The sequence below is a fragment of the Chitinophaga sp. CB10 genome, from assembly GCA_001870995.2.
Lineage (GTDB): Bacteria > Bacteroidota > Bacteroidia > Chitinophagales > Chitinophagaceae > Chitinophaga.
In genome coordinates, this window is record MLAV02000015.1 from 147,195 (window position 1) to 169,758 (window position 22,564).

Below are 22,564 nucleotides of genomic sequence, written 5' to 3' on the forward strand. Positions count from 1 at the left end.
CGAAATGAACTAGTCACCGGGATAATTTTTTATTCCATGATGAGCATTGAAAAAAAGCCTCCCGGTGGTTGGCGGGAGGCCAGCCTTCATCAACACTTTATGGTTTATTTCTTACGTTGGTTTTGAAATTTTTCCAGGCGGGCCGCGAGGTCCGTCAGGTGCGCTTTATCCAGGGTGGTACCGGCTTTGGGCAATGCCAGTTTGAGCTGTTGCTGCAGCCGGTTCACTTCCAGGAGCAGGAGGGAATGGATATCGGATTCGCCTTCCGCATTGGCAGGGTTGTTCAGGTCGTCGATCAGCGCGCCAACGTAGGTCTTTTGCATATCGCGGCGGTAGGGATCTATTTTTATGCTGCCGTTGCTCAGCTCTTTCCAGATCATGCCGTGGAGGACCGTTAATAATTTATCCACGCCTAATGATTTTTTATCAAAGCGTTCGTAGTTGGTTTGTTGATAGTCGAGCCGTTTATAATCCAGCAGGGAGTTGATTACCCTTGCCTGTATATCGCCTACAAACTCCTGCCCTGCCGGCGTGGGTTCAGCGGCGAGGCTGGTAATGAGCGGGTCTAGCAGCCAGTACGGTGTGGTGAATAGCTGTTTGTCGAGGAAGTCCAGCGCGGCCAGTTGTTTGTCCAGCGGCACGGGCATCATGACCGGTTGCGGATCACCGTCCGCACGGGTGGTGTGGGTAAGCGTGCCTACATATTGCAGGGCGTGGTTGATATAGCGGAAATACTGGGCGCGAACCTGGCGGTACATGGCGGAGAGGTCATCGTGCAGGCCTTCCGGGTTGTAGGTCCATGCCGGCAGGTTTTTCATTACCCGTTTGAGGTTGGCGATGCCGCAGGCGCCGGCTTTGGCGGCATCGTCGCCCAGGTCTTCCGTCTGGCAGCGGGGGTCGATTTTTTTCAGCTCCCCATCTCCGAACCACAGGCGCGGATTAGCTGCCAGCGCGGCGCTGGTCATATCGTGGAATTGTTTTCTATCGGCATGCATATCGTTGCCGGTGTAGGTATATCCCCATTTGATGGCCCACTGGTCGTACTCGCCGATGCGTGGAAACAGCAGCTGTTGCGGGATATGATCTTCCGGCTGGGCTACGTAATTGAAGCGGGCATAGTCCATGATGCTGGCGGTATGTCCATGGGCGCGCAGGTAGGAAATGCTGCGCAGGCTATCCACGGGGGTCATGCTGCTGCTCCCGAAGTTATGGCGCAGGCCGAGCGTGTGGCCTACTTCATGGCTGGATACGAAGCGGATCAGTTGCCCCATCAGTTCATCGTCAAATTTCGCTTTGCGTGCCTGCGGGTCGTTCGGGCCTGCCTGCAGCATGTACCAGTTGCGCAGCAGGCTCATTACGTTGTGGTACCAGCCGATGTGCGTTTGAATAATTTCGCCGCTGCGGGGATCAATTACGTTTGGCCCGTAGGCGTTAGCTACTTCGGAAGGGAAGTAGTTGATAAAGGAGAAACGCGCATCATCCGGATGCATGGTGGAATCGCCTTCCGGCCATTCTTTTGCGAGGATGGCATTTTTGAAGCCGGCTTTTTCAAAGGCCGCCTGCCAGTCGTTGACGCCCATGATGAGGTATTTTCTCCATTTCTTAGGCGTGGCAGGGTCGATATAATAGACGATGGGTTTGGCCGGTTCTACGAGTTCCCCTCTTTTATATTTTTCCAGGTCTTCGGGTTTGGGTTCGAGCCGCCAGCGGCGTGCGATGCCCAGCCGTTCTGCTTTTTGCTGATCGTCTTCAAAATTGTTCTGGAAGGTGGGGAAGTAGCCGACGCGGGCATCAATTGGCCTGCGCACCATGGGTGTTGCCGGCAGCAGTACCAGGGAGGTATTGGTTTGGATGGAGTACTGGTGCGTTTCTTCCCTGTCCGGGCAGTCCTTGTCTACCGCGAGTTCCAGGTTTAGCGGATAAGAACGTATATCCGCTACCGTTATGTTTTTGATCAGCGGGTACACGATTCTTTTTTTCAGGGAATCGTTCCTTTCCACGGTATGTATAAAGCTGGTGGTTTCTTTTATATAGGGGGAGAAGAATACCACTACGGATGCTGAATCCTTCCCGTAGGCTTTAACAGGTAACGTCCCGATGACAGGACCAAGGTTATTGGCGCTGATACTGTTATAAAAGAGGCTGGAAGTGTCCGCATAGTTATCGGTGTCCACTTCGCGGATGCAGATGGTTTCGTTGGGTCCTTTCTCGAAGCTGATTACGCTGTGGTCCAGTTCCTCGCCGGCGTAGACGTTAATGTTACCGGGGCTCTTCGTGATGCGGTTCAGCACGAGGATGTCGCGGTTGAGTAAACTATCCGGAATTTCCAGGTAGATACTATCCTTATCAGCGGAAGTATAAACGGTGAATAGTCCGGGTTTGGCCACCAGGTTTTTGATCACTTCCTGGTAAGGTTTTACGCCGTTCCTGTTAGGGCGTGGCGCAGGAGCGGCGGTATTGGTGGCGGCGGGCGGCGTTTTTTTCTTGTGGCTTTTGAAAACGGCACAGGAAGCTAACAGCGCTGCCAGTGGGATGTATGTATAGTGTTTCATGACAGGTGTATTGTGTATTGTGTATTGTGTATTGTTTATTGGTATGGATGAAGGGATGGGGATGGGGATGGGTGGTTGGCGGGATGCGGGGCAGCGACCAGGTGTATGTCCGTAAGGGATTCCGTGTGTTCGTTGTATTTGGCGGGATGCGGGGCATCTACCAGGCGCAGGTCTGGAACGGATTCCATGAGTGTTTTGTATTTGGCAGGATGCGGATCATTCACCAGGCGCATGTCCGGAACGGATTCCAGCAGCGCTTTATAGGCGGAGGCGCGATGCGCGGAAGCGCGGTCCCACAGTAGAACTACCGGGATGTTGATACCGCCGGCGTTGACATTATATTGCGCTCCCTCAGTAGCTGTTGCGCTGCTGCGCAGGTCCAGCAGGATGCCTTTGCCGGAAGCCGCTGCCCAGCGTTGCAGCAGGGTAGTTACCAGCGGCCGGTAAGTACGGGCCATATCAAAGGCAATGGAATCTTTGGCGGCATCCGGGATAGCGACGGCAGTAAATGAACCTGTGCCGGCATCCATCGACCAGTCGACCTGCCGGACACGGAAAGGAAATAAGTCGCCGGCAGCATCCCCTGCGAAGTTACAGATGAAGGGAAGTCCGGGTACTTCCGCCATTGGCATATACAACTGAGGCATTTTTTTCCGGCTTTCTTTTTCCACCGGCATATCGGAACAAGCGTTCAAAACGCATGGCAAAGCCAATACCATAGCGCACTTCAAATAATAATCGAGATTCCTTTTCGGCATAGCTTCGAATTCTTTACGCTACCTCAAACACGGTAGATGCTGAAATGAACTAGTCCGTATCAGAAAAAAAATAATTTTTTAACATGCCCTAGTAAATTTGCAGGGGATTATATAGCTTAGCTCACTTTTCCCGCTATACGACTAAACTTTCTAAATCAGCTGTTGTTCATGAATGCCGATCTATTACTAGATCTTATACCTGCATTTCAGCAAGGAGATTCAAATGCGTTTAATACTTTCTTCAGAGAGTATTACCGGCCATTGTGTTTTTTTGCGGAGCAATTGTTAGGTAATATGGCTGATGCGGAGGATATCGTGAAAGATGGTTTCGTGAAACTCTGGAATAAGAAGGAAGATTTCGATCACCCTAAAAGCATTAAGAGCTTTTTATATACTACAACTAAAAATGCCAGCCTTAATCACCTGCGTCATCAGAAGGTGCAGGACCACTTCCGGCAGGAGATGCTTTACCTGGATGATAAAAAAGGAGATGAGCTGATCCTGCAGCGGATGATACAATCAGAGCTGATGCAGTCTATTTACCGGGAGATAGAAAAGTTGCCGGAGAAGCGGCAGCAGGTATTCCGGATGATTTTCCTGGAAGGCATGAAGAATGATGAAATAGCGGAACAGCTTGGGATATCTGTATTTACCGTGAAGGAGCATAAGGCGAAAGCCTTGCAGCAACTGCGTTTGAGGTTTAGTGATCAGCAGCTGATGCTGTTTATGATTTGCTGTAGCAGTATTTTATTGATGAAGAAGTAGAAGACATTGTTTGCTGCTTATGATTTGCTGTAGCAGTAATTTATTGATGAAAAAGTAGAAGACATTGTTTGCTGCCAGTGATCAGGAGCTGAAGTTGCTAATAATTTACTGTGGCGGTATTTTATTTATTAGAAAGTAGGTGGGGTAGGCGCAAGCAGTGAAGACACTGTTTGCTGTTTAGAACCCATGGCGGAGCAACGCCCCGCCTGTTATAATGATTATTGACACACGCAACCTGCGGGCTAAAACTTTTCCAGCTCCTCCACTACCCTGCTCACCGGCAAGCCCATTACATTATAAAAGCAACCCTCTATCTTATCAATGGCCACTGCGCCGATCCACTCCTGGATAGCATATGCGCCTGCTTTATCGTATGGTTTGTAATTATCCACATAATAGGTAATCTGTTCCTGCGTGAGCGGGTTAAAGAACACGCCGGTTTCTTTTGAAAAGGCTACTTCCTTAACGGCATTACGTATAATCACCCCCGTTATCACCTTATGTTCACGGCCGCTGAGGGCGGTGAGGATGCGGATGGCATTTTCCCGGTCGCGGGGCTTGCCGATAATCGTATTATCCAGCACCACTACGGTGTCTGCCGCTATTATTATTTTTTCGGGAGATGTAATAGCTGCGATGACAGCGGCTTTTTGACGGGCAATGTGCACCGGGATATCTGCCAGGGGCAAAGCGTCCGGAAATGATTCGTCGGTATCAGCGACCTGCACGGAAAAAGGAATCCTGGCTTGTTCCAGCAGCTGTTTCCTGCGCGGGGACTGTGAAGCCAGTACTACGGTATCGCCTTTATACATTTATAAGAATAATTTAAAGAAGATCATGGATAAAATTCCGGTCAGCATCACCAGCTTTACCAGTGAGCTTACCTTATGGTAATCAGCGGCTGTCGTAGCCTTTTTCAGTTGCTGATAGATGTACAAACATGGCAGTTGGACGAGGAGTAAAAGGTAGCCAATGGCGATATACCATCCCAACAGCCAGACTCTGATCTCTACCAAAATAATAGTTACCTGCAAACCCAGCAGGAGGGCATAACAAAGCCTTTTGGCCGGCAGTACTCCCCAGAGAATGGGAATGGTACGGCAGCCGTCCTTGCTGTCGCCGATCATATCTTCCAGGTCTTTTACGATTTCCCGTACCATGGAAATAATGAAGGCAAACAACGCATACACGCCGATTATCTGGATGAGTTTACGGCCGATGGGCGACATGATGGCTTCAAAGCTGTGGTAAATCTGCTTTTCGTAAAAGCCCACCACTACTACGGACAATGCAGTAAGCAGGGAGATCACCACATTGCCGATGAGCGCCTGGCGCTTGAAGGAGGTGGAATAAAACCAGAGGAGCAGCGAGCAGATGACCTGGGTGAAGCCGAGGTAGATCTGGCCGGTTTTCCAGGCTACGATGAAGCCCAGGGATACCCCAGCCATATTTAATATGGTGTGCCAGGCCATCGCCCAGCGTCGGGAGATCACCTTGTCCAGCACCATTTTATCGGGCTTGTTGATAATATCTATGTTGATATCGAAGTAGTCGTTGATGATATACCCTGCTGCCGCCACAAATACGGTGGAGAGGCAGAGCAGGATGAACTGCGGGACTGACAGGCTGGGCTCTTCCCCGCCGCTGTGCAGCACGGGCGCCACCACGCAATATTGCAGCAGGAACTGCGTCAGGGCAATATATACCAGGTTTGGATATCTTATCAGTCTGAAAAATGCGGCCCAGAGTTTCATGGGATAAATGAGTTAAAATTTTGTGTTGCGGATGGATGGCGTTAACGGGAGGCGATCCCTTCGTCCATCATCCAGTGGTCGTTCAATTTCAGCACTTTCTCCATGATATCGCGCACGCAGCCGAGTCCACCGCCGTAGGGCGACACATACCTGGAAATACTTTTGATCTCAGGCGCGGCATCGGCCGGGCAGGTTGCCAGACCTACCAGTTGCATGGGGGCATAGTCAGGGATATCATCTCCCATATATAAAATTTCATCCCAGCGGAGGTCATTTTCAAAAACATAATCCTGCAGCTTTTCCTTCTTATCCACGATACCAACATAGATATCTTTAATGCCAAGGCCCTGCAGGCGACTCACCACGCTTTCGGACTTCCCCCCGGAGATGATGACTACCCGGTAACCTTTTTTGACGGCCAGCTGCATGGCGTAACCGTCCTTGATGTTCATTTTGCGGGACAGCTCTCCTCCCGGCAGCAGTTGTACCGTTCCGTCAGTCAATACTCCGTCCACATCCAGAACGAATGTGGTGATAGGCTTAAATAATGCTAAAATGTTCATAGTCGGCGGCGAAAATACGAATTATGCGCCAAGATGCTATTTCCCGGCTGTGTTGTGAAAGTTAAAAATACTGTCCGACATCACATTATATACCAGCTGGAGGTATTCATCGTTTGTCAGGAGATCGCGGTGGAGGGCCATGGTGGTTTCGTCCTGCCGGAGGGCCGGGCCGGTTTGCACCGCTTCCGGGGCAAATTTCTCCAGCCGGTCGAAGGTTTCCTTTATAATAGGTTGCAGGAGGGTAAAGTCCAGGTGCTCCTTTTCGCAATAGGCTTTGGCCCGGGCGAAGAGGTGGTTGGTGAAATTATTCACCAGTACGGCCGTCAGGTGGTACTGCAGGCGCTGGTGGGAGTCCGTCACGGCTATTCGGGAGGCGATGCTCTGGGCCAGGGCCTGGAGGCGCTTCATCACTTCGTCGTTACTGGCTTCCAGCATGATGGGGATGGGCGGGTAGTTCTTGATTTCCTTCCGGATGGATTGGAGGGGGTAGATCACGCCCGTATTGGAGGAAATTTTGGAGATGGCGCTCAGGGGCACGGCGCCGGCGGTGTGGGCTACCATGCGGCGCCCGAGGCGCAGCTCGTCGTTCAGTACCGGATAGGCAGCGTCCGAAACGGCCAGCAGGTACATATCCGCCTCCATATTAATATCGAGGAGGTCGGTGATATAAGGTGAATGGAGCATCTCGCCCAATTCGGCAGCGCGGGCCTGGTTACGGCCTACGATCTGAATAACCTGGTGTCCGTGTATTTTCAGGAGGTGACCAAAACAATGGGCAATATTGCCTGTGCCAACTATTACGATATCCATTAATATTATTTTATTTGTGGGTGGATAAAACAGGGATTCAGCCCGCCAATATACAGCGTTTACGCCGGTATCCGTTTTTTCATTACATTACAAGTGAATTTAAACTAATACGAGTACCTTATTTTTTATTTTCAAGGTACTTTTATATACTTGCAGAATTCGTAATCCTTTATTTTACGAAATTTTGCGTATTTAGCAGCATATTAAAGAAGCATACATGGCAAAAAATTTAGTTATAGTTGAGTCCCCAGCAAAGGCCAAAACCATTGAAAAGATCCTGGGAAAGGACTTTGAAGTCAAATCCTGCTTCGGTCACATACGTGACCTGGAGAAGGACGACATGGGGATAGACATTGATAATAATTTCAAGCCTAAATATGTTATACCGGAAGATAAGGAAAAGGTTGTAAAAGACCTGAAGAAGCTGGCCAAGGATACCGATGAGGTATGGCTCGCAACGGATGAGGACCGTGAAGGGGAAGCCATTTCATGGCATTTATGCGAGGTATTGGGTCTGGATCCGAAGAACACCAAAAGAATCGTTTTCCACGAGATCACCAAGCCGGCAATTGAAAATGCGGTGGCGCATCCCCGCAAGCTGGATATGGACCGTGTAAACGCGCAACAGGCCCGCAGGATACTGGACCGCATCGTGGGTTTTGAGCTCTCTCCTGTGCTCTGGCGCAAGATGAGCATGCGCAACAGCCTCTCCGCCGGCCGTGTACAGTCCGTTGCCGTACGCCTGATCGTGGAAAGGGAAAGGGAGATCAACGCCTTCAACCCTGTCAGCACCTTTAAAGTGGAAGCCTGGTTTACCGGTAAGGACATTAACGGTAAGAGTATTTCCTTTAAAGCAGAGGGCCCTAATAAGTTTAAAACTGCCGAAGATGCGGAGAAGTTCCTCCAGCAGTGTATCGGCGCCGCCTATACGGTAAAAGACATACAGGTAAAGCCCGGTAAGAAATCGCCGGCTGCCCCTTTCACTACTTCCACCCTGCAGCAGGAAGCGAGCCGCAAACTGGGCTACAGCGTATCCAAGACCATGTTGCTGGCGCAAAAGTTGTATGAGAGTGGTAACATTACCTATATGCGTACGGACTCTGTGAACCTTTCTGACACTGCCCTGGCAGATATCCAGAAAGCGATTGTGGGTAACTGGGGAGATAAATACCACCAGCACCGCAAGTTCAAGAACAAGAACGAGTCCGCCCAGGAAGCGCACGAGGCTATCCGCCCGACCTACATGGAAAACACCACTGTAGACGACAGCGATACCCGTAAGCTGTACGAGCTGATCTGGAAGCGTACCATTGCCAGCCAGATGGCCGATGCAGAACTGGAAAAGACCATCGCCAAGATCGATATTTCCACCAACCACGAGGAGCTGACCGCCAGTGGGGAGGTGCTGAAATTTGACGGCTTCCTGAAAGTGTACATGGAAAGCCACGATGATGAGGACGTAAATGAAGAAGAAGGACAGGAAGGATCTCTGCCGCCATTATCTGTAAAACAGTCACTGGACCTGAAAGAGATGAAAGCGACCGAACGCTTCTCCCGCCCTGCTCCGAGATATACGGAGGCCAGCCTCGTTAAAAAGCTGGAAGAACTGGGTATTGGCCGCCCTTCTACCTATGCTCCTACCATTACAACCGTGCAGAAACGCGGTTATGTGGAAAAGCGGGATAAAGAAGGGGTAAAAAGAGAATACCGTATCCTGGCGCTGAAGGGGGACAAGCTCAGCAAACAGACCGAGAGCGAGAATACCGGCGCTGAAAAGTCGAAGCTCTTCCCTACCGACCTGGGTATGATCGTTACGGACTTCCTCAACCAGTATTTCAATTCCGTAATGGACTATGGATTTACTGCCAAAATTGAGGGTGAGTTCGACGAGATTGCCAATGGTAAAAAGGTGTGGAATAAAATGCTGGCTGAGTTCTACAATCCTTTCCATAAGGATGTGGAAAACACCCTGGAAAAAGCGGAGCGTGTGAAAGGCGAGCGTCAGCTGGGCGTGGAAGAGTCCACCGGCAAACCGATTGTGGCCCGTATGGGTCGTTACGGTCCGATGATCCAGATTGGCCAGGCTGAAGATGAGGAGAAGCCGCGTTTCGCGAAGCTGAAGCCTACCCAGAGCATCGAAACCATAACCCTGGAAGATGCGATGGAGCTGTTCAGACTGCCGCGTAACCTGGGGCAGTTCGAAGATTCGGACGTTATTATTAACATAGGCCGCTTTGGTCCGTATGCGCAACACGATAAGAAGTTTTATTCCCTGAAAAAGGAAATGGACCCCTATACAGTGGAGCTGGATGAAGTAGCGCCGCTGATCGTGGAAAAGCGTGCTGCCAAAGACGAACGTACCATTAAAGTATTTGAGAAAGAGAAGATACAGATCCTGAAAGGCCCTTACGGTCCTTATATCAAGCAGGGTCTTAAGAACTATAAGATCCCCAAAGAGAGGATAGACCAGGCCGCAGAAATTACTGTGGAAGAAGCCAAAGCCATCATTGAGGAGGCCAAGGCGAATCCACCGAAGAAGAAAGCCCCGCCAAGGAAGAAAAAGGCCTAAACAGCCGGTTTCAAGGGAACATTGGCGGTGGGATTGACCATTGTTACATCGTTGACATGCACGAAAACAGAGAAATAAACGCTTTGTTCCACCTGTTGGATGATCCGGATCAGGAGGTTTTCGATACCGTGGCCAGCAAGATTCTGCTGTATGGTAAAGAGATCATCCCGAACCTGGAGAATTTGTGGGAGAATACAATTGACGAGTCGATACAGGAGCGGATAGAGCTGCTCATACATCGTGTACACTACCAGGATTTGCAGGCTGCCCTGCGTACCTGGAGCCTGTCGGAACAGCAGGACCTCCTTGAAGGAGCGATACTCACCGCCCGTTATCAATTCCCCGACCTGGCCCGTTCCCAGATCACCGGAGAGATTGAGCGCATCAAGCGCAACATCTGGCTGGAGCTTAATAACTACCTGACCCCACTGGAACAGATAAATGTGCTTAACAGCATGATTTATAATTACTTCGGACTGAAGGGGGAAGAGATTTCCTACCAGCGGAGGAACCAGTTTTTCCTAAACCAGGTCATAGAATCCAAGAAAGGCAATCCGTTTACGAATGGCATCATCTACCAGGCGCTTTGCAGCATGCTGGATTTGCCGGTATATGCGGTGAATATACCGCGGCAGTTTATCCTGGCGTATTTCGATTCTTTTGTGGATTTTTCCATGCCGGTAGAGCCGGACGACTATCGGATTCTCTTTTATATAGACCCGCTGCAGGGGCAGATTTATACCCAGCAGGATGTGGATACTTACCTGAAGCGGGTATCGGTGCCGGCGGTACCGTCTTATTTCAAGCCGCAGTCTAATAAACGAATTATACAGTTATTGCTGGAAGAACTGGCAAAATGTTTCCGGGAGGATAAGGATCAGTACCGGCAGGACGAGCTGATGAACCTGAGCAGTATTTTAGAAGAATAAGTTATTGTGAGATAAATAGGTTGTTTTCTGACCAATTAAAAAGCCCACCGCATAAGCGATGGGCTTCTTAATTTCTTGCAAGAATATTATCGAAATGATAAATTCTTAGTGTGCAGCAGGAGCTGGAGCAGCAGCAGCAGCGCTATCAGCAACTGGAGCAGCAGCGGAATCAACAGTAGCAGCAGAATCAGCTGGAGCAGCAGCAGGCTCAGTTACTGGAGCAGCAGCCATAGTGTCAACAGCAGTTGCAGTAGAATCAGTACCTTCAGATTTACCACCGTTACAAGCTACAAAGAACATACCTGCAGCGATTGCGAAAACGAATAATTTTTTCATTTGTGTGTTGTTTATAGTTTTTTAAAACCGGCGCAAAGGTATTCAATAAATTCAAATTACAAAATATTTATACCTGCAACTGATTAAATTATTTCTTTCTAAAGAAGATTTTGATCGGCACTCCGCGGAAGTCAAAGTTAGTACGGAGCTGGTTTTCCAGGTAATTCCTGTACGGAGTCTTCACATCGTCCGGGAGGTTACAGAAAAACGCAAATGCCGGGGTATGTGTCGGTAACTGGGTCACGTATTTGATCCGGATCGGAATACCGCGTACCACAGGCGGGTGATAGGCTTCGATGGCCTTGAGCATCACCTCATTGAGTTTGGATGTCTGGATTTTGCGGGTACGGTTCTCGTAAACTTCCAGGGCTACCTCGATGGCTTTGAAAATACGTTGTTTTTCTATCACGCTGGTGAAGATGATAGGCACGTCGGAGAACGGCGCCAGCCTGTTTTTGAGTTCTTTCTCGTAATCGCGGGCGGTGTTGGTGGCCTTCTCTATCAGGTCCCATTTATTTACCAGTACCACTACCCCTTTCCCTTTTCGGGCGGCGAGGCTGAAAATGTTGAGGTCCTGTGCGGTGATGCCTTTTTCGGCGTCGAGCAGCAGCATAACCACATCCGCTTCGTCCAGGGCTTTGATGGCACGGATTACGGAATAGAATTCCAGGTCTTCCTGCACTTTGGTTTTGCGGCGGATACCGGCCGTATCAATGAGCATGAATTCCTTCTGGAACATGTTGTAGTGGGTATGGATGGTATCGCGGGTGGTGCCGGCGATATCGGAAACGATGTTCCGCTCCTCTCCTACCAGCGCATTGAGCAGGGAGGATTTACCCACGTTTGGCTGGCCGATGATGGCGATCTTAGGGATGTTGGTTTCCATGGAAGCCTCGCCCATATCCTCGGTGATGTTGGTCACCACATCATCCAGGAGCTCGCCGGTACCGCTGCCGGACATGGAGGAAAGGAAGTAAATATTATCAAATCCCAGGCTGTAGAATTCGGTAGCTTCCAGTGCGCGCTGTTGGTTATCCACTTTGTTTACCACGAGGTACACCGGCTTGGAGCTGCGGCGCAGCAAGTCGGCCACGTCTGCATCGAGGTCGGTAATACCGGTAGTTACATCGCACATAAAGAGGAGGAGGTTAGCCTCCTGCATAGCTATCTTTACCTGTTTACGGATTTCGCGTTCGAATACGTCATCGCTGCCGGCAACAAAACCGCCGGTATCGATTACGTTAAAAGTTTTACCGTTCCAGTCGGCCACGCCGTACTGGCGATCGCGGGTAACGCCGCTCTGGTCATCCACGATGGCCTTGCGTTGTTCCAGCAAACGGTTAAATAATGTTGATTTCCCCACGTTGGGGCGGCCTACAATAGCAACTGTAAATCCTGCCATTTCTCTGGTTTTATTAATTGATTGTCGTAATCACCTGTTGCAGCGGGGCTGCCCAGGAATTTATTAATTAGTACCCGTATTCTTTCAGGAAGAGGTCATTATCTCTCCATTTGCCACGAACTTTTACAAACAGTTCGAGGAAAACCTTGCGTTCGATAAATTTCTCAATATCTTGACGGGCCCTTGTTCCCAGCTCACGGATGGACTTACCTTTTTCGCCAAGGATGATCGCTTTCTGTGATTCTCTGGTAACAATTATTTCGGCAGTAATTTTTGTCAGCGTTTCCTTTTCCTGGAATTGCGTAACGATTACTGTTGTATGATAAGGAATCTCTTCTTCGAAGAGCTGGAAGATTTTTTCGCGGATCATTTCGGCTACGAAAAAGCGTGTAGACTTATCCGTTAGCGTATCGTCCGGGTAGAATGCGTTGGCTTCGGGGAGGAGGTTTACAATCTCGGCCAGCAGTTCCTTGATGTTTTTCTGCTGACGGGCAGAGATAGGTACGATAGCTTTGGCTTTTCCCCATTCGGTGCATTTGGCGATGAGCGTTTCCATTTCCTCTTTGGACAGGTTGTCCATTTTATTGAGGATGAGGATGCTGGGTACTTTCAGTTTAAGCGAGTTGAAGAGCTCCAGGTTTTCTTCCAGGTTATCCTTTGCATCCATGATGAGCAGGGCTACGTCCGCATCTTCCAGGGCGGATTTCACGGCCGACATCATTTTTTCATGGAGTTTGTATTTAGGATCTATGATACCCGGTGTATCGGAGAAAACGATCTGGTAGCCTGGTTCTGTGAGCACACCGGTGATACGGTGGCGGGTGGTTTGCACTTTAGGAGAAATAATAGCCAGTTTTTCGCCGATGATGGCGTTTAACAAAGTACTCTTTCCCGCGTTGGGCTTTCCGAAAATATTTACAAAACCTGCTTTGTGCATCTTAATCCCTATTAAAAATTGAAGTCATCTTTAGCTAAAACACCAAACTAAGGCAGAGGGTTGTCCGGTGGCGCTTCCGCAAATAAAAAAAGCCGAATTTCTTCGGCTCTTTTACTAATATTTTGTAGCGAGGAGCGGATTCGAACCACTGACCTTCGGGTTATGAGCCCGACGAGCTACCTCTGCTCTACCTCGCAATGAGGGTGCAAAGATAAGAAGATTTGAGAAAACTCCAAATAAATTTAATGAAATTCGAAAATTAAAAATATAAATTATTGATTATCAATTGAATAATAAAACAAGAAAAGTCACGCCTGGGGCGTGACTTTTATAGGAATGCGCATAATTTCAGTGTCAGGACGCAGGTTAACTGCAGGGGTTCCTGTTGTGTTGCGGAACTGTTACAGGAGGGAACAGTGCCTTTTGATTGGAAAGGCGGTTATCCGCGGAGGTTTTACAGTTCGTGAAATGCCGGTTTTACACTGGCGGGATGCGGGCATCCGTGCGAAGCTTCCGGATGGAAAGATTCACCGGAGCTGCGATGTTGCTATCCTAAAAGGGCAGATCATCCGCCGGCGTTTCTAATTCCGGCTCCGCCTCCACGATAGGAGGAGCAGTTACAGCGGACGCCTTTCGCTTGTCATCATCCCTGCGGCTAAGGAGCTGCAGTGAAAAGACCTTCAGGCGAAGAATGCTGGACAGCACGCCGGAACTGTTTACATACGAATCCGCTTTAGGGATGCCTTCGACATGTACGAGCGTTCCCTGCAGCAGGTAAGGCGCCATTTGAGGGCGCTCCCACAAACTACAGTCCACCCAGATGGTGCGCTCGTTTAGCACACCTGCCTTGTCGCGAAACTTTTCGTTTACCGCTACCGTAAAACTAAGAACTGTACTGCCGTTTACCTCGCGGACTACGGCGTCACGGCCTAAATTGCCGATCAACTGCAACTTAATCATCTCAATAAAAATTAAATGGTTAAAAAAAATTGATGATGATTGAGAGAAGTCCTTGAAAATACCGAAAATACCATTGCCCAAAAAATATTTTATTTTTTTCAGGCATCGCTTACTACCTTTGTACCGGAAACGGCCAATCTGCCGCTTTCACATGGGGTGCCTTACTTTCAGGCTGAGATCACACCCATAGAACCTGGACCAGGTAATGCTGGTTAGGAAAGTGAAAAATACTTAACAGACATTTTTAACATGAAACAGTTACTGTTGTGGGTGCTGCTGTTTACAGCTGCTACCGTACAAGCACAATCCGTCGTAACCGGCACTGTTACCAACAAAGCCAACGGCCAACCTATGGAAGGCGTATCCGTATCTGTGAACCAACAGGGCGCACTGACGGATCGCAAAGGACATTTTAGTATCCCTCTCAAAAAGAGCGGCTCCTATACGCTTACTGCCACATTCCTGGGATTTAAGCCATATGCAGTCAGCATAGATGCCAACGGCTCTTCACGGGCTGACATTGCTATGGAAGAAACGGGGCTCTTTGTAAAACCGGTGGAGATCAGCAGCCTCCGCGCGGGAAAAAACTCCCCTTTTGTAAACAGCAGCATGAACGCGGAAGAAATCAAGAAAGCGAACATGGGCCAGGACCTGCCATTTATACTTAACCAACAACCAGGCGTTGTTTCCAACTCAGATGCGGGTACCGGCATCGGCTATACGGGCATGCGCGTGCGCGGCTCGGATATCACCCGTATCAATGTTACGGTAAATGGTATTCCTATCAATGACGCGGAATCCCAGGGGACTTTCTTTGTAAATATGCCGGACTTCGCCAGCTCTGTGAACAGCATAGAACTGCAGCGGGGCGTAGGTACCAGCACCAACGGCGCCGGCGCTTTTGGCGCTACGCTCAACCTCAGTACCAACGAATTCCGCGAGAAGGCCTACGGTGAAATCAACAGCAGCTTCGGTTCCTTCAACAGCTGGAAGAATACGGTACGCGCAGGCTCCGGCCTGATCGGGGATCACTTTACTATCGACGCCCGCTTATCTAAGATCACTTCCGATGGTTATATCGATCGTGCTACTTCTGACCTGAAGTCATTCTATACTTCCGCTGCTTACATCAGCAAGAAAACCGCGATCCGACTCAACGTTTTCTCCGGCAAAGAACGCACCTACCAGGCCTGGAATGGCGTGCCGGAAGCCTTGCTGAAAACGGACCGGACCTACAATTCTGCCGGTACCGAAAAGCCGGGTACGCCATACGATAACGAAACAGACAACTACCAGCAGGATCACTACCAGTTATTTTACAACCAGGAAATCAATTCGCACCTGAATTTCAACGTGGCTGCCCACCTTACCCGCGGTCGCGGCTACTATGAGCAGTACAAAGCTAACCAGCCGTTCACTAAGTACGGCTTGACGCCTCCGGTAATCAATGGAGCTACTGTGGATACGACGGACCTGGTGCGCCAGCTCTGGCTGGATAACTATTTTTACGGTGGCATCTTTTCTGTGAACAGGACCGGCAATAAATTTAACTGGAGCCTCGGCGGCGGCTGGAACCGCTATGAAGGGGAGCATTACGACCGCATTATCTGGGCTTCTGTGGGCATTGATAAGGACCATGAGTACCACCGGTTCCCGGCCGACAAAAATGACTTCAACATCTATTGGAAAGGCCAGTATAACCTGACCGAAGCCTTCCAGTTGTTTGTGGATCTGCAATACCGCAATGTACAATACAACATGTACGGCTTTGATGATAATGCCAATTACAAGCCACAGGTGAAGTACAACTTCTTCAACCCCAAGGCTGGTATCAACTACTTCCTTAATCCCAATAGCCGCCTTTTTGCCAGCATAGCCGTTGGCCATAAGGAACCTAACCGCACCGACTTCGAATCCAACATCGGCGCCAGGGAGCCTAAGCCGGAAGAGTTGCGCGACATAGAAGCCGGCTACAGCTGGCATAACAGTAATGTGAACATCCAGGCAAATGTGTACTACATGGATTATAAAAACCAGTTGGTACAAACCGGCCAGCTTAATGATGTGGGCGCCTATATACGCACGAACATCCCGAAAAGCTACCGCATGGGTATTGAAGTAACAGGAACGGCTAAGCTGAGCAATGTATTTACCATTGCAGCCAATGCCGCACTCTCTGATAATAAAGTGAAAAATTTCAATGGGGTATATTACGATGGTGATTATAACCCCCATACGGTGGAATTTGGCACTACGCCTATTTCCTTCTCTCCCAACTTTGTCGGGGGCTATACCCTCTCCGCCAAACCGGTTAAAAACCTCAACATCAACCTGCTGGGTAAGTATGTGAGCAGGCAGTACCTGGATAACACCGGGGATAAAAACGCCAGCTTATCTGATTACTATGTGAGCGACCTGAGATTTGGTTATACCATTCCGCAATCACTGTTCCGTGAATTAGGGGTGCAGTTGATGTTGAATAATATTTTCAACAGGAAATATGAACCGAACGGCAGTACTTATGGAATGTATGTGGATGGTAAGGTGGTGCCGGATAATTATTATTATCCGATGGCCGGGTTTAACTTTTTTGTGGGGGTGAGTGTAGGGTTTTAGTGAGATAAATTGGGGACAAGATAAAAGCGTGGTAATTATGGTTACCGCGCTTTTGTTTTTTTATATATTTGCCGTGAGCAGGTTTATTATTCGTAGTTTAACCATTACCCATATACTTATGAATTTCAGATTATTTCTTAGCAGGAAATTAACTGCAATCGTTGTTTTGTTAACCTTTGCGTTGAATACTCATGCCCAAACGAAGGCCTCTTTCCGTGTGGAAGGTGACCTTGACAAGTTTTATCCTGTACTGTTTACTGATTGCGAATGGTTCAACAACAAGGCAACAGAATTGGAAATTGGACGGTCAGACATACATGTTGATGGCAAGTGGCGAGGCAGCCTAATGTCTAAATTCCGATATCACGTGACAAATTGGGGCAATGGCGCAAACTTTATTGATGCCGAAATAAACGAGGGGATTACAGCTGATTCACCAAATGAGTTTATTGCTGGCTGGGGCGATCCGACCGGAGGCAATGCATTAAATGGCATCGTAATTTGGTTACGTGGTAATACTACCTATAACTACAGTTGTACCTGCACCATGACGCCATATATCTACGATGGAGTTCAAAATGCGCTACCAATGGCTGTCCCGGACGATGCACCCCTGACATACAAGACTGCTATTGATCCCTATGTTCAGTCGAATGGGGTTAGCTCAGGCAGGAATATGACTTTTAACGGCGCCGGTACCAATGTATTTATGGGCTCCATGGTAATTGGCACCTACAATGCTAATGGTTACAAACTTGCCGTAAATGGTAACGCCATTTTTGGAAAAGTAACTGTGAAAAACCCTGCCAACTGGCCGGACTATGTTTTTGCAAGCGATTATCAACTTCCCTCCTTACATGAACTGGACAAATTTATCCGGCAGCATAAACATCTCCCCGGCACCCCAACAGCTACTGAGATAAGCGACAATGGACAGGATATTGCAGCCTTACAGGTAATTCAGCAGCAAAAAATAGAGGAATTAACCCTTTATCTTATTAAATTAAATAAAGAATTGGAGGATCAAAGGGAAAAAATTAAAGTGCTGGAAGAGCGTTTAAAAAAATAAGGAACAAATTCCAAAATATAAAATATGTACAGCATCTCCTGGTTATCTGGAAATCAAGGTAAATCTTATATACATTTGCGATTCATCCAATACGCTCCTCGCGTAAACCATCAATAAATGCGACCCATATACCTGATAATAACCTGTTTCATTTGCTGTGCCCAACTGGTATGGGCACAGGATAGCCTGCTGCAAAAGTCCAAAGAAATACCACAGAAATACTATTCTGCAGTACAACATAAAGCGGATGCGCTCAACAGGCAGTTGACTGCCCGTACGGAGAAAGCCCTGAACCGTCTTGCTAAATATGAGGAGAAGATGAAAAAGAAATTGATGAAGGTGGACTCCTCTCAGGCAAAGGCATTGTTTAACGAAAGCCAGCAGAAGTTTACTTCCTTCAAGGATAAGCTGAAGGCCAAAACTGATAAAATTCCGGGGAAAAATATTCTGACAAATACCCCTGGTGTTGATAGCCTTTTCAATACATTAAACTTCCTCAAGCAGGGTAACGATAAACTTCCACAGCTGAATAGCAGCCTCAGATCCGTTACCGCCTTACAGGACAAGCTGGCGATACTCAATGAAGCCAAGGCATTTATCCAGCAGCGCAGGCAGCTTCTGAATGCTCAGTTAGGTAAGTTTCCCGAACTGGCAGGCAACCTCAAAGGTATTAACAAGGAAGCCTACTATTATACGCAACAGGTTAAAGAGCTGAAGGAAGCTTTTAGCGATAAAAAGAAGATTGAGAAAAAAGCCCTGGAGATTGCGCAAAAGATCCCTGCCTATAATGACTTTATGGCTAAGCACAGTTACCTGGCTTCTCTCCTTGGCAGCAACCTCGGAGGTGGTGGGGAAGCCCCAAACCTGGAGGGCTTGCAAACCCGTGCTCAGGTGGAACAACTGATTCAGCAGCGCCTGGGTAGTGGTCCAAATGCCTCACAGGCAGTCAGCCAGTCCATGGCTGAAGCCAGGGCAAAAATGAATGAGTTGAAAAGTAAGTTTCCTGACCTGGATAATGCCGGTGAAATGCCGAATTTCAAACCGAACGAAATGAAGTCAAAAAGATTCCTGCAAAGGCTGGAATATGGAGGTAATATACAGTTCGCACGAAATACCAGCTTCTACCCCACCACCAGCGATATTGCAGGACAGATTGGTTATAAATTTCATAAGAATGGGGTGGCCGGCGTAGGCGCATCTTATAAGCTAGGACTCGGACAAGGGTTTAATAAGATAGCGATTTCAAGCGAAGGCCTGGGCCTCCGGTCATTTGTGGATTGGAAACTGAAAAATACGTTCTTTTTAAACGGCGGGTATGAGCAAAATTACCAGCCGGTACATATTAATCCCTCAGTTCCAAATGCCGAAATGTGGACCTCCAGTGCATTGCTGGGGATTAAGAAGAAATACAAAGTGAGCGCAAAGATGAAGGGGGATGTATCGTTATTGTTTGATTTCCTGTATAACAGCCATGTACCGAGGACGGATCCGGTTAAGCTGAGGATGGGGTATAATTTCTAATATTCCAAGTAATTCTATATCATCTTGGCATGTTGCTGATAACAGGGCTCGCAGGAAAATCGTACGCACGGTTGAATATGGTAATTGGTAGTAGCGCAGGAAATAATTTGTCCACCGTTTATGATAAAACTGCTTCTACACAGTTATGCGTATTTTCAGTTTACAATCTTTGTCAACGGCCCTTGCAATAGCATCGCGGGAGTACTGGTACTTATTCAACATATTTACTTCCTATACTTAATCTTATACCGATCATCATTTATTACATTATTAATCACATCATAAAGACCAATCATCTCTTTCTGATAAAAATTGGATATGTTAACCGTTTTATTTTTGTTTCCAATCTGCAACGTTATTCGTTTCTGGTCACCGTCATCTACTCTTTGGTTAATGTAATCGGTCTTTAATGTGTCGATATCAAATGTAGAAAGATAGTTACAAAGACTTGTTCGCTCTGCCTGGATTAGGGGCCGCTTTAACAATATTGAGTCTCGACCACCTTCCACTTCATTGATAAACTCAACTGATATGCTGTCATCGTTTACATGATAAAGGGTAGTGTAAGCCATGGAAGCATTAATGCTCCGGATATCAATTGTATATTTCGTATTACAGCTCGATGGCTGTTGATACTTGCAGGCACAAAATAAGAACACTGCAATGAAAGCTGTATTTTTCATATTTACCCTGCATTATTTTCATCTTCTTTTCTCCTGTTATTGTATTAATATGATAATTACAGGAACTAGTTTGAAGTAGCAGCAGTAAAAAGACAAAAAACCACTGAATATGTTAATTTCATAATCCAATTTTTATTTATCTTTTTTAGTACAACCTACCTACTTGCTGGTCATAAGTCCTCGCACTAAAATCATTAAATTCTTCAAAACCCTTCCATGTTCCTAGAGATGAACTGTATATTCTTCCCAGATGGATTGCTTTGTTCTATTTGAGCAGCTCTAATAGGCTTTAATGATTAAGTGCTTGTCAAATTCCAATTAACTACCATTTTCTGGTTCAATGATCTTCTTCATAGTTTACACTTTTGGTGCAAACCTATTCAAGGATAAGACAAAGTAATTTTTTTCACGATTATAACATCTATCAATAAAAAATTGTAAACAGACTATCTATTAATATGCTCGTCTATCGGTTTTGTAAAGATCCTGCTTTTCCCAAACCATTCTTTTTTTAGGTCGTATAAATATTTCCAATTGAAAATTAAAAAAAGCACTAATAGAAGAATACAATATGGTTGAAGGACTAAATCAAGCCCTCTACCATTAATTGTATAACCTAACCTTACCCTTGAAATGATAGGAGTAAATGCGGCAATGCTAAAAGTTGCGAGCAACAACGCTACGAAGGTAGCGATAGTGGAAGCTTTCCGACTAAAAGGCAAGGCCACTATTGCGAAAACTATTAAAGTAAGTCCAATATAATGCTCATAAGAGAATATAATATTTGTAGTTGATACTACATAAATAGTATATACCATCAGGCAAAAAATGACTGCTAAGGGTAAACTAGAAATAATCCTTTTCATAATTATTACCATTAAATGTATGAGGAAATTGAACCTCCAATTTTAGTTTGATTTTGTGTAGTGACTTGAACTGATCCTCCATTGGACACTATCTCATAAACTGTGTAAATGATAAAAATCGGGGATTGTCTCCGATTTTTTAACTTTAACGGATATACAGTTTTATGAAGACAGAGGATTTTTTATCAGACGACTTTCTGAAGCAGTTTAAAACAGCTGATCAGCTAAACGATTTTCTTGCCCAGATTCAGAAACGGGGCATAGAAAAGATGCTGGAGGGCGAGCTGGATAGCCATTTGGGCTATGACAAGCATGAACCCAATGATAGTGCCAATAGCCGTAATGGTTACGGCAAAAAGAAGATTAAGACCAGCTACGGTGAATCTGAGATAAAAATCCCCAGAGATCGTGACGCCAGTTTTAATCCCATGATCGTACCTAAACGGGAAGGGATGGTCCAAGGCTTGGAAGAGGTAATTGTGTCTTTTTATGCCAAGGGAATGAGCGTGTCCGACATCGAAGAGCAAATAAGAGAAATATACAAATTTGATGTTTCCACTGCTACAATCAGCCGCATCACCAGCAGGGTGGCAGAAGATATTGTAGCCTGGCAAAATCGGCCATTAGAACCTGTTTACCTCATAGTCTGGATGGATGGCATTGTGTTTAAGGTTCGGGAGAATAGCAAAGTAGTGAATAAAACCGTTTATATCGCTGTGGGGCTAAAGCGAGATGGCCTCAAGGAGGTTCTGGGAATGTGGCTGGGCAAAAATGAATCTGCTGCTTATTGGATGACTGTACTTACTGATCTGAAAGCCCGTGGCCTGGAAGATATTCTAATAACGGCCACCGATAACCTTAATGGCTTTACGCAGACCATCAAATCTGTGTTCCCACAGTCTGCCACTCAGGTTTGTGTCGTACATCAAATACGTAACAGTTGCCGCTATGTGGTCTGGAAAGATAAAAAAGAGTTTACCACCGATATGAAGGATGTTTATGCAGCTCCAACCAGACAAGCTGCCATGGCTGCTCTTGATGCCCTGGATGTTAAATGGAGTGCAAAGTATGCATATGCCATCAGAAGCTGGCGCGAAAACTGGGAGGAACTCACTGTCTTTTTTGACTTCCCGCTGGAGATCAGGCAGATCATCTACACAACTAATCTAATCGAAAACCTGAATGGGAAAATCAGAAAGTATACTAAAAACAAGCTGTCTTTCCCAACTGATGATGCAGTGTTGAAATCCGTGTATCTGGCTTTAAGGGAAGTATCAAAAAAATGGACCATGCCAATTAGAAACTGGGGCATGATCCTAAATCAGTTCTTAACTATATTTGATAAAAGGGTGAGAATATAATTATCAATTTGATTCCCCGGTTTTAAAGTTTACACACGAGACTGTAAAATAAACTGTGTCAAAGGCTAAAAAAACAAGACCTTTAACACAGTTTTTTTTTATGGAACAACAAG

At 47.1% G+C, this 22,564-nt stretch carries 18 protein-coding genes, 1 tRNA gene and 1 riboswitch; of the genes, 7 read left to right on the forward strand and 12 right to left on the reverse strand.

The annotated features are described in order from the left end of the window. Positions 1-104: 104 nt before the first annotated feature. Complete coding sequence (locus BOC67_RS19650) at positions 105-2,552, reverse strand: zinc-dependent metalloprotease (RefSeq protein WP_291912670.1); 2,448 nt, start codon at positions 2,550-2,552, stop codon at positions 105-107. Positions 2,553-2,587: 35 nt separating this feature from the next. Beyond that, positions 2,588-3,199: a hypothetical protein gene (locus BOC67_RS19655; RefSeq protein WP_291912671.1), complete on the reverse strand. Its 612-nt coding sequence runs from the start codon at positions 3,197-3,199 to the stop codon at positions 2,588-2,590. A 279-nt stretch (positions 3,200-3,478) separates the two neighbouring features. Here BOC67_RS19655 and BOC67_RS19660 point away from each other — a divergent pair, with 279 nt between their 5' ends. Then, positions 3,479-4,075, forward strand: coding sequence for an RNA polymerase sigma-70 factor (locus tag BOC67_RS19660; protein ID WP_291912672.1), 597 nt, complete (start codon positions 3,479-3,481; stop codon positions 4,073-4,075). 242 nt (positions 4,076-4,317) lie between these two features. Here the strand turns inward: BOC67_RS19660 and BOC67_RS19665 are convergent, their stop codons facing one another. The 4 genes from BOC67_RS19665 to BOC67_RS19680 are packed head-to-tail and all read right to left on the reverse strand — an operon-like array spanning position 4,318 to position 7,202. After that, positions 4,318-4,887: a nucleoside triphosphate pyrophosphatase gene (locus tag BOC67_RS19665; protein WP_291912673.1), complete on the reverse strand. Its 570-nt coding sequence runs from the start codon at positions 4,885-4,887 to the stop codon at positions 4,318-4,320. Then, the gene (locus tag BOC67_RS19670) at positions 4,888-5,829 is read right to left on the reverse strand and encodes a geranylgeranylglycerol-phosphate geranylgeranyltransferase (RefSeq protein WP_291912674.1); all 942 of its coding nucleotides are present in this window, start codon (positions 5,827-5,829) and stop codon (positions 4,888-4,890) included. 41 nt (positions 5,830-5,870) lie between these two features. Next, the gene (locus BOC67_RS19675; protein WP_291912675.1) at positions 5,871-6,392 is read right to left on the reverse strand and encodes a 3-deoxy-D-manno-octulosonate 8-phosphate phosphatase; all 522 of its coding nucleotides are present in this window, start codon (positions 6,390-6,392) and stop codon (positions 5,871-5,873) included. Between the two features lie 36 nt (positions 6,393-6,428). Further along, positions 6,429-7,202 (reverse strand): DUF2520 domain-containing protein, encoded by a 774-nt coding sequence (locus BOC67_RS19680; protein ID WP_291912676.1) that lies wholly within the window; start codon positions 7,200-7,202, stop codon positions 6,429-6,431. 217 nt (positions 7,203-7,419) lie between these two features. On the opposite strand from BOC67_RS19680, the gene topA reads away from it, so the two are divergent. Beyond that, entirely contained in the window at positions 7,420-9,771 is a 2,352-nt protein-coding gene (topA, locus tag BOC67_RS19685) for a type I DNA topoisomerase (RefSeq protein WP_291912678.1), read from the forward strand. Positions 9,772-9,827: 56 nt separating this feature from the next. After that, positions 9,828-10,700, forward strand: coding sequence for a transglutaminase-like domain-containing protein (locus BOC67_RS19690; protein ID WP_291912679.1), 873 nt, complete (start codon positions 9,828-9,830; stop codon positions 10,698-10,700). A 105-nt stretch (positions 10,701-10,805) separates the two neighbouring features. On the opposite strand, the gene BOC67_RS19695 is transcribed toward BOC67_RS19690, so the two are convergent. The 5 genes from BOC67_RS19695 to BOC67_RS19715 all read right to left on the reverse strand — a co-directional run bounded on the left by BOC67_RS19695 (position 10,806) and on the right by BOC67_RS19715 (position 14,335). Next, positions 10,806-11,036 (reverse strand): hypothetical protein, encoded by a 231-nt coding sequence (locus BOC67_RS19695; protein WP_291912680.1) that lies wholly within the window; start codon positions 11,034-11,036, stop codon positions 10,806-10,808. 88 nt (positions 11,037-11,124) lie between these two features. Further along, positions 11,125-12,438 carry a ribosome biogenesis GTPase Der gene (der, locus tag BOC67_RS19700; protein WP_291912681.1) on the reverse strand — a complete coding sequence of 438 codons (1,314 nt, stop codon included), beginning with the start codon at positions 12,436-12,438 and terminating at the stop codon, positions 11,125-11,127. Positions 12,439-12,505: 67 nt separating this feature from the next. After that, a complete protein-coding gene (gene era / locus BOC67_RS19705) occupies positions 12,506-13,375 on the reverse strand; it encodes a GTPase Era (protein WP_291912682.1) in 870 nt (289 codons plus the stop codon). Between the two features lie 125 nt (positions 13,376-13,500). After that, a tRNA-Met gene (locus tag BOC67_RS19710) sits at positions 13,501-13,572 on the reverse strand. A gap of 355 nt (positions 13,573-13,927) precedes the next feature. Then, on the reverse strand, positions 13,928-14,335 hold the full coding sequence (locus BOC67_RS19715) for a single-stranded DNA-binding protein (RefSeq protein ID WP_291912683.1): 408 nt from the start codon (positions 14,333-14,335) through the stop codon (positions 13,928-13,930). Between the two features lie 142 nt (positions 14,336-14,477). Further along, positions 14,478-14,571: riboswitch (TPP riboswitch) on the forward strand. 13 nt (positions 14,572-14,584) lie between these two features. On the opposite strand from BOC67_RS19715, the gene BOC67_RS19720 reads away from it, so the two are divergent. From BOC67_RS19720 to BOC67_RS19730, 3 genes are all read left to right on the forward strand, one after another. Next, complete coding sequence (locus BOC67_RS19720; RefSeq protein ID WP_291912684.1) at positions 14,585-16,951, forward strand: TonB-dependent receptor; 2,367 nt, start codon at positions 14,585-14,587, stop codon at positions 16,949-16,951. Between the two features lie 118 nt (positions 16,952-17,069). Then, complete coding sequence (locus BOC67_RS19725) at positions 17,070-18,020, forward strand: hypothetical protein (protein WP_291912685.1); 951 nt, start codon at positions 17,070-17,072, stop codon at positions 18,018-18,020. 117 nt (positions 18,021-18,137) lie between these two features. Continuing rightward, on the forward strand, positions 18,138-19,541 hold the full coding sequence (locus tag BOC67_RS19730) for a hypothetical protein (RefSeq protein WP_291912686.1): 1,404 nt from the start codon (positions 18,138-18,140) through the stop codon (positions 19,539-19,541). A 1,129-nt stretch (positions 19,542-20,670) separates the two neighbouring features. Here the strand turns inward: BOC67_RS19730 and BOC67_RS19735 are convergent. Continuing rightward, positions 20,671-21,090: a hypothetical protein gene (locus BOC67_RS19735; protein ID WP_291912689.1), complete on the reverse strand. Its 420-nt coding sequence runs from the start codon at positions 21,088-21,090 to the stop codon at positions 20,671-20,673. A gap of 164 nt (positions 21,091-21,254) precedes the next feature. On the opposite strand from BOC67_RS19735, the gene BOC67_RS19740 reads away from it, so the two are divergent. Next, a complete protein-coding gene (locus BOC67_RS19740; protein ID WP_291912690.1) occupies positions 21,255-22,451 on the forward strand; it encodes an IS256 family transposase in 1,197 nt (398 codons plus the stop codon). Positions 22,452-22,564 lie beyond the last annotated feature (113 nt).

Coding starts and splice junctions, on each gene's coding strand:
- BOC67_RS19650 (WP_291912670.1), bottom strand. CDS start 2,552: ATGAAACACTATACATACATCCCACTGGCAGCGCTGTTAGCTTCCTGT.
- BOC67_RS19655 (WP_291912671.1), bottom strand. CDS start 3,199: ATGCCTCAGTTGTATATGCCAATGGCGGAAGTACCCGGACTTCCCTTC.
- BOC67_RS19660 (WP_291912672.1), top strand. CDS start 3,479: ATGAATGCCGATCTATTACTAGATCTTATACCTGCATTTCAGCAAGGA.
- BOC67_RS19665 (WP_291912673.1), bottom strand. CDS start 4,887: ATGTATAAAGGCGATACCGTAGTACTGGCTTCACAGTCCCCGCGCAGG.
- BOC67_RS19670 (WP_291912674.1), bottom strand. CDS start 5,829: ATGAAACTCTGGGCCGCATTTTTCAGACTGATAAGATATCCAAACCTG.
- BOC67_RS19675 (WP_291912675.1), bottom strand. CDS start 6,392: ATGAACATTTTAGCATTATTTAAGCCTATCACCACATTCGTTCTGGAT.
- BOC67_RS19680 (WP_291912676.1), bottom strand. CDS start 7,202: ATGGATATCGTAATAGTTGGCACAGGCAATATTGCCCATTGTTTTGGT.
- topA (WP_291912678.1), top strand. CDS start 7,420: ATGGCAAAAAATTTAGTTATAGTTGAGTCCCCAGCAAAGGCCAAAACC.
- BOC67_RS19690 (WP_291912679.1), top strand. CDS start 9,828: ATGCACGAAAACAGAGAAATAAACGCTTTGTTCCACCTGTTGGATGAT.
- BOC67_RS19695 (WP_291912680.1), bottom strand. CDS start 11,036: ATGAAAAAATTATTCGTTTTCGCAATCGCTGCAGGTATGTTCTTTGTA.
- der (WP_291912681.1), bottom strand. CDS start 12,438: ATGGCAGGATTTACAGTTGCTATTGTAGGCCGCCCCAACGTGGGGAAA.
- era (WP_291912682.1), bottom strand. CDS start 13,375: ATGCACAAAGCAGGTTTTGTAAATATTTTCGGAAAGCCCAACGCGGGA.
- BOC67_RS19715 (WP_291912683.1), bottom strand. CDS start 14,335: ATGATTAAGTTGCAGTTGATCGGCAATTTAGGCCGTGACGCCGTAGTC.
- BOC67_RS19720 (WP_291912684.1), top strand. CDS start 14,585: ATGAAACAGTTACTGTTGTGGGTGCTGCTGTTTACAGCTGCTACCGTA.
- BOC67_RS19725 (WP_291912685.1), top strand. CDS start 17,070: ATGAATTTCAGATTATTTCTTAGCAGGAAATTAACTGCAATCGTTGTT.
- BOC67_RS19730 (WP_291912686.1), top strand. CDS start 18,138: ATGCGACCCATATACCTGATAATAACCTGTTTCATTTGCTGTGCCCAA.
- BOC67_RS19735 (WP_291912689.1), bottom strand. CDS start 21,090: ATGAAAAGGATTATTTCTAGTTTACCCTTAGCAGTCATTTTTTGCCTG.
- BOC67_RS19740 (WP_291912690.1), top strand. CDS start 21,255: ATGAAGACAGAGGATTTTTTATCAGACGACTTTCTGAAGCAGTTTAAA.